Annotated in this window: 7 protein-coding genes; 4 read left to right on the plus strand and 3 right to left on the minus strand. The window is 64.8% G+C overall.

Annotation, left to right across the window (positions count from 1 at the left end; translation table 11 throughout):
• Positions 1-10 precede the first annotated feature (10 nt).
• Positions 11-343: a cupredoxin domain-containing protein gene (locus U5798_RS17175; RefSeq protein WP_124452379.1), complete on the minus strand. Its 333-nt coding sequence runs from the start codon at positions 341-343 to the stop codon at positions 11-13.
• 330 nt (positions 344-673) lie between these two features.
• Here U5798_RS17175 and U5798_RS17180 point away from each other — a divergent pair, with 330 nt between their 5' ends.
• Positions 674-874 (plus strand): heavy-metal-associated domain-containing protein, encoded by a 201-nt coding sequence (locus tag U5798_RS17180; protein WP_124452383.1) that lies wholly within the window; start codon positions 674-676, stop codon positions 872-874.
• A gap of 60 nt (positions 875-934) precedes the next feature.
• On the opposite strand, the gene U5798_RS17185 is transcribed toward U5798_RS17180, so the two are convergent.
• Positions 935-2,425 (minus strand): aldehyde dehydrogenase, encoded by a 1,491-nt coding sequence (locus tag U5798_RS17185; protein ID WP_322082723.1) that lies wholly within the window; start codon positions 2,423-2,425, stop codon positions 935-937.
• 97 nt (positions 2,426-2,522) lie between these two features.
• Positions 2,523-3,074 (minus strand): cupin domain-containing protein, encoded by a 552-nt coding sequence (locus tag U5798_RS17190; RefSeq protein WP_034189292.1) that lies wholly within the window; start codon positions 3,072-3,074, stop codon positions 2,523-2,525.
• 456 nt (positions 3,075-3,530) lie between these two features.
• On the opposite strand from U5798_RS17190, the gene U5798_RS17195 reads away from it, so the two are divergent.
• From U5798_RS17195 to U5798_RS17205, 3 genes are all read left to right on the plus strand, one after another.
• Complete coding sequence (locus tag U5798_RS17195) at positions 3,531-3,713, plus strand: hypothetical protein (protein WP_006488040.1); 183 nt, start codon at positions 3,531-3,533, stop codon at positions 3,711-3,713.
• 283 nt (positions 3,714-3,996) lie between these two features.
• Complete coding sequence (locus tag U5798_RS17200) at positions 3,997-4,782, plus strand: gamma-glutamyl-gamma-aminobutyrate hydrolase family protein (RefSeq protein ID WP_124452387.1); 786 nt, start codon at positions 3,997-3,999, stop codon at positions 4,780-4,782.
• A gap of 31 nt (positions 4,783-4,813) precedes the next feature.
• Positions 4,814-6,151, plus strand: a complete 1,338-nt coding sequence (locus tag U5798_RS17205) for a glutamine synthetase family protein (protein ID WP_124452389.1) — start codon at positions 4,814-4,816, stop codon at positions 6,149-6,151.
• Positions 6,152-6,278: the final 127 nt, after the last annotated feature.

The raw sequence follows: 6,278 nt of genomic DNA on the forward strand, positions 1-6,278 counted from the left end.
CGGTATCCGCTTACTTGACGGTGAGGTGCGTCTTCGACTGCGCTTCGTGATACTCGTCGTGGAACTCGTAGGTTCCGGCCTTCAGCGGCCCGACCAGGATCTCGGCCGACTTGCCGGCCGGCACGACCTTCTCCGCCTTGAAGTCGTCGCTCTCGAATTCCGCGGGCGTCGCGTCGAGGTTCTTCACGACGAATTTCACCTTCTTGCCGGCAGGGATCGTCACGCCATCGGGAGAAAACTTGTGGTCCTTCAGGGTCAGGTTGACGACGTCGTCGGCAGCGAATGCGGACGTTGCCGATGCGCCCAGCAGGGCCAGCGCGAAGCCGAAAGCAAAACGATTCATGGTTGGGAACGGAGAATGGATCTTGAAGAGAATCGATACTAAGAGCGATTCGCATTTCCGTATCGAATGTCCTCGTTGCCGCCATGGAAATAGTGTTTCACATCGTTTCGCAGTCCGTTGTCCGGAAAGGCTTTTCCCGATGCATGGCGCTGCACGGCCACGGTCAATCGGGCCATACACCGACCGGCATGCGCGGCGCCGCCTCCATTCGTCAGACCACGGCCTGACGCGTCGTCGGCCAGGCGGTATCCTGCACGCAACGCTTGACCTTCCCACCATGGCAAACTTCATGCTGACGGTGTTCGTCAATCGACCACTCAGGAGAACACGATGGAATTCGAAGTCCAGGACATGACCTGCGGCGGCTGCGCCAATGCGATCACGCGTGCGGTGACGGCTGCCGATCCCGCCGCGAAGCTCGACATCGACGTCGCGGCGAAGATCGTCAAGGTCGAATCGGCGCAAGGCGCCCAGCGCGTGCAGTCGATCATCGAAGCCGCCGGCTTCCACCCCGCGTTGCGCACCGCCTGACGCACACCCGGGATGGCGGGCGCAGCGCCGAGCGGCGATGCGCCCGTGCATGCCAACGCGTCAGCGTAGCCGGATCAGCGTCGACTTCAGCTCGGTGTATTTCTCGAGCGCGTGCAGCGACTTGTCGCGGCCGTTGCCCGACTGCTTGTAGCCGCCGAACGGGAAGTTCATGTCGCCGCCCTCGTCGTAGCAGTTCACCCATACGGTCCCCGCACGCAAGCGGCGCGATACGTCGTGCGCGGTCGTCAGGTTCGACGTCCACACGGCCGCGGCCAGCCCGTATTCGGTATCGTTCGCGATCCGCACGGCCTCGTCGACATCGTCGAACACGATCACCGACAGCACGGGCCCGAAGATTTCCTCGCGCGCGATCTTCGCATCGGGTTTCACCTCGAACACCGTCGGCTCGACATAGAAGCCGCCCGTCTCCTGCTTCACGCGCGCCCCGCCCGTGACGAGCGTGCCTTCGCTGCGCCCCGCGTCGATATAAGCGAGCACGCGCTCGAGCTGGATGCCGTCGACGATCGCACCCATCGACACCGACGGATCGAGCGGATTGCCCGGCACATAGGCGCGCGCGGCCGCGACGAGCTTCTCGATGAAGGCGTCCTTGATGTCGCGATGCACGAGCAGCCGCGAACCGGCCGTACACATCTCGCCCATGTTGTAGAAGATCGCGCCGGCCGCCGTTTGCGCAGCACGGTCGAGATCGGGGCAATCGGGCAGCACGATGTTCGGCGACTTGCCGCCGAGCTCGAGCCACGCGCGCTTCAGGTTCGACTGCGCCGCATACTGCATGATCAGCTTGCCGACGACCGTCGAGCCCGTGAACGCGATGCAGTCCACGTCGCGATGCAGCGCGAGCAGCTTGCCCGGTTCGCCCGCGCCCGGCACGACGTTGAACACGCCGGCCGGGATGCCGGCTTCGAACGCGAGCTGCGCGACGCGGATCGCGGTCAGCGGCGATTTCTCCGACGGCTTCAGCACGACGCTGTTGCCGGCCGCGAGCGCGGGGCCGAATTTCCACGCGGCCATCAGGATCGGGAAGTTCCACGGCACGACGGCCGCCACCACGCCGACCGGCTCGCGCGTGACGAGCCCGACGAGGTGATGATCGGCCGGCGCAACCTCGCCGCCGACCTTGTCGATCGCTTCCGCGAACCATTCGACGCAGTACGCGGCGCCCGGCACGTCGACCGTCGTCGTGTCGCCGATCGGCTTGCCCGCGTCGAGCGTCTCGAGCAGCGACAGTTCGTCGAGATGCTCGCGCATCAGCGCGGCCCAGCGCAGCAGCACGGCCTTGCGTGCACGCGGGTTCAGGCCGGCCCATACGCCTGCGTCGAACGCGCGGCGGGCAGCCGCGACGGCCGCGTTCACGTCGGCTTCGCCGCAGTCGGCGACCTTCGCCAGCACGCGGCCGTCGATCGGGCTCACGCAGTCGAACGTCTTGCCGCCATGCGCGTCGCGCGACGCGCCGTCGATGAATGCGCGCCCTTCGATCTCGAGCGACGCCGCCTTGTCCTGCCAGTCAGCCAAAGTCAACTTGTTCATCAGGATGCCTCAGTTTTTTGGCATTCGCGATGCGGCACGCCGCTGCGCATGATGCGCAGCCAGCCAGCAGCGAATGCAGTGATGCGCGGTGGGAAGGTCAGAAGGTCGCCGGCGAATTGGCCGAGACGACCTCGCAGATCAGTTCCGCGCTGGGATTGCGAAAACGGTGCGGCAAACGGCTTTCGAAGTAGTAGCCGTCTCCGGGGTCGAGCAGCCACGTCGCGCCGTCGACGGTCAGCTCGAGCCGACCCGATACGACGACACCGCCCTCGTGCCCCGCGTGCACGAGCATCTCGGGCCCCGTGTCGGCGTGCGGCTGATAGATCTCGCGCAGGATGCACATGTTGCGATCCTTCACGCTCGCACCGACCAGGTGAAACGCGAGCGTGTCGTTGCCGAGGTTCGGCATCTCGTCACGACGCGACACGACCGAGCGCGACTCGACGAGCTCGAACGTGAAGAACTCCGCGAGACTCATCGGTATGCATTCGAGCAATTTCTTCAGCGAGCCGACCGACGGGCTCACGCGGCCCTGTTCGATCAGCGAGATCGTGCCGTTGGTCACGCCGGCGCGCTTCGCGAGTTCGCGCTGCGACAGGCCATGCTTGTTGCGCACGAAGCGCAGGCGCTCGGCGACTTCGGTGGACATCGATTCGGTTTCGGACACGATAAGTGCGATGGCAAAGTGAAACGACGCGGTGGACAGCCGTTGAATATTCTAATCACTTTATGCCGCATATCAGCGGGGAAAACCCTGAAAGGCGTTCGAAATAATGAACACCCCGCCGACCATTCCTTTTGCGAATCTTTTGTTCCCGTTGCTCGGGAAAGCCCTGATACAGGACCGTTAAAAAACATTTGACGCCGTTTTTGGCTCGTATATGCTGGCTCTCAGGTTGGCGTCATCAGACTTTAATGAGCAGCAAAAAAGCGTTATTGCAACGCAAAAATTGATGCTCATCAATGTAAATGATGTCGAACCGGCGCCTTGATTATTTTAAACGCCCAGTGCGTTGAAACGGTCGGGTGTTCAATACTTTCAACAAACCAGTCGAGTGTAATCGTGAGAGTCCGTGGCCCTCTGGTGAGGTGGGATCGAGGCGATGTGCGAAGTTTGCGCAGCGCCGTTCCCGCTTCCGACGGCAGTTGCGGCTGGCATAGTCCTCGCCTGCTTCACCTGTCGATCTACACCATCCTGTCCCGTCGTTCCGTTCGGCGCCACAACGCCGTTTCCGCACGCGCATTCGTCGCCGTCGATACCGACGAAGTGGCGTCGCTGCTGCCGTAGCGCCTCTCCTTTCTTTACGTCGTTCGTTTCGCCTGCTGATTCGCCAACCGCATGGTCCGTGCGGTGACGGAACGCGTTCGCGCATTCGTTGCCGCGTCGCGTGTCGCAATGAAACGAACGACGGCCTGATCGTCGCGCGCAGCGCGGATCGCCACGCCATCCCGTTGCGCCCATTCACCAGCGGCCTTGCGCTTTGCGCCAGGCTGCGGGGCTGTTGCACGCCTGCGTTTCGCGCCGTCCGGCGAGCTGCACGCAACAACCCTCCGGATAACTGATTGACGTCATGGAAAGGAAACCCCTCGTCGGCATCACTGCCGACCTCACGCAAATCGGCGCACACGCGTCGCACACGGTCGGCGACAAATACGTCGCCGCGATCGTCGACGGCGCGCACGCGTTCGCGATGGTGCTGCCCGCGCTCGGCGCGCGCCAGTCGGTCGACGACGTGCTCGCCACGGTCGACGGGCTGTTGTTTACCGGCAGCTACTCGAACGTCGAGCCGCACCTGTATGGCGGCGAACCGAGCGCACCCGGCACGAAACACGACCCGGCACGCGACGCGACGACGTTGCCGCTGCTGCGCGCCGCGATCGCCGCGGGCGTGCCGGTGCTCGCTGTCTGCCGCGGCTTCCAGGAGCTGAACGTCGTCTGTGGCGGCACGCTGCACCAGCGCGTGCATGAAGTGCCGGGCCTCGCCGATCACCGCGAAGACGACGACGCGCCGATGGACACGCAATACGGCCCCGCGCACGTCGTGCGCCTGACGCCCGGCGGCAAGCTGCACGCGCTCGCCGGCGGCCGCGACGAAGTGCACGTGAACTCGCTGCACAAGCAGGGCATCGCGCAGCTCGGCTCCGGCCTCGCCGTCGAAGCCGTCGCACCGGACGGCCTGATCGAGGCCGTCAGCGTCGTCGATGCACCGGCTTTCGCGCTCGCCGTGCAGTGGCACCCCGAATGGCGCCATGCGCAGGACCCGCTGTCGAGCGCGATCTTCCGCGCCTTCGGCGATGCCTGCCGCGCCCGCCGCACTGCCCGCACGCGCGCCATGGCCGCCGCCGCGCTCGCCTGAGCGCGCCGACCCAAACAAAACGAGAACAGACATGCAAGACATCGAAAGTTTTCTGAAACAGCACCGGATCACCGAAGTCGAGGCGATCATTCCCGACATGGCCGGTATCGCGCGCGGCAAGATCACGCCGCGCAACAAGTTCACGTCCGGCGAATCGATGCGCCTGCCGCAGGCCGTGATGGTGCAGACCGTCACCGGCGAGTATCCGGAAGACGGCTCGCTGACCGGTGTGACCGATCCCGACATGGTGTGCGTGCCCGACGAGTCGACGATCCGCCTGATCCCGTGGGCCGTCGACCCGACCGCGCAGGTGATCCACGACTGCGTGCACTTCGACGGATCGCCCGTTGAAATCTCGCCGCGCTACGTGCTGCGCCGCGTGCTCGAGCTGTACAAGGCCAAGGGCTGGAAACCCGTTGTCGCACCGGAGCTCGAGTTCTACCTGGTCGACATGAACAAGGACCCGGACCTGCCGCTGCGCCCGCCGGTCGGCCGCACGGGCCGCCCCGAAACGGGCCGCCAGTCGTATTCGATCGAGGCCGTCAACGAGTTCGATCCGCTGTTCGAGGACATCTACGAGTACTGCGAAGCACAGAACCTCGACATCGACACGCTGATCCACGAAGTCGGCGCCGCGCAGATGGAGATCAATTTCATGCACGGCGACGCGCTGTCGCTGGCCGACCAGGTGTTCCTGTTCAAGCGCACGGTGCGCGAGGCCGCGCTGCGTCACAACATGTACGCGACGTTCATGGCCAAGCCGATGGAAGACGAACCGGGTTCGGCGATGCACGTGCACCAGAGCATCGTCGACGAGGAAACGGGCCTGAACCTGTTCACGTCGCAGGAAACCGGCGGCGCGACGTCGATGTTCTACAACTACCTCGCGGGCCTGCAGAAGTACACGCCGGCGCTGATGCCGATCTTCGCGCCGTACATCAACTCGTACCGCCGCCTGTCGCGCTTCATGGCCGCGCCGATCAACGTGCAGTGGGGCTACGACAACCGCACGGTCGGCTTCCGCATCCCGCACTCGGGCCCGTCGGCACGCCGCATCGAGAACCGCATCCCGGGCGTCGACTGCAACCCGTACCTCGCGCTCGCCGCGACGCTCGCGGCCGGCTACCTCGGCATGACGCAGCGCCTGGAGCCGACCGAGCCGCTCGTCAGCGACGGCTACGACCTGCCGTACCAGCTGCCGCGCAACCTCGAGGAAGGGCTGACGCTGATGGCCGCGTGCGAACCGCTCGGCGAGATCCTCGGCCACAAGTTCCTGAAAGCGTATTTCGCGCTGAAGGAAACCGAATACGAAGCGTTCTTCCGCGTGATCAGCTCGTGGGAACGCCGCCATCTGCTGCTGCACGTCTGAGCGTGCGCACGACCGAATACGGAATCACGGAGGAAACATGACTTACCGCAACGAATCTGCCTGGATCCAGCCGGCCGCGCCGGCCGCCGCACCGCGCGCGGCACAGGCACGCTCGACCGCCGAATAC

Source organism: Burkholderia sp. BCC1972 (genome assembly GCF_905339605.1).
GTDB lineage: Bacteria > Pseudomonadota > Gammaproteobacteria > Burkholderiales > Burkholderiaceae > Burkholderia.

Coding starts and splice junctions, on each gene's coding strand:
- U5798_RS17180 (WP_124452383.1), top strand. CDS start 674: ATGGAATTCGAAGTCCAGGACATGACCTGCGGCGGCTGCGCCAATGCG.
- U5798_RS17200 (WP_124452387.1), top strand. CDS start 3,997: ATGGAAAGGAAACCCCTCGTCGGCATCACTGCCGACCTCACGCAAATC.
- U5798_RS17185 (WP_322082723.1), bottom strand. CDS start 2,425: ATGAACAAGTTGACTTTGGCTGACTGGCAGGACAAGGCGGCGTCGCTC.
- U5798_RS17190 (WP_034189292.1), bottom strand. CDS start 3,074: ATGTCCACCGAAGTCGCCGAGCGCCTGCGCTTCGTGCGCAACAAGCAT.
- U5798_RS17205 (WP_124452389.1), top strand. CDS start 4,814: ATGCAAGACATCGAAAGTTTTCTGAAACAGCACCGGATCACCGAAGTC.
- U5798_RS17175 (WP_124452379.1), bottom strand. CDS start 343: ATGAATCGTTTTGCTTTCGGCTTCGCGCTGGCCCTGCTGGGCGCATCG.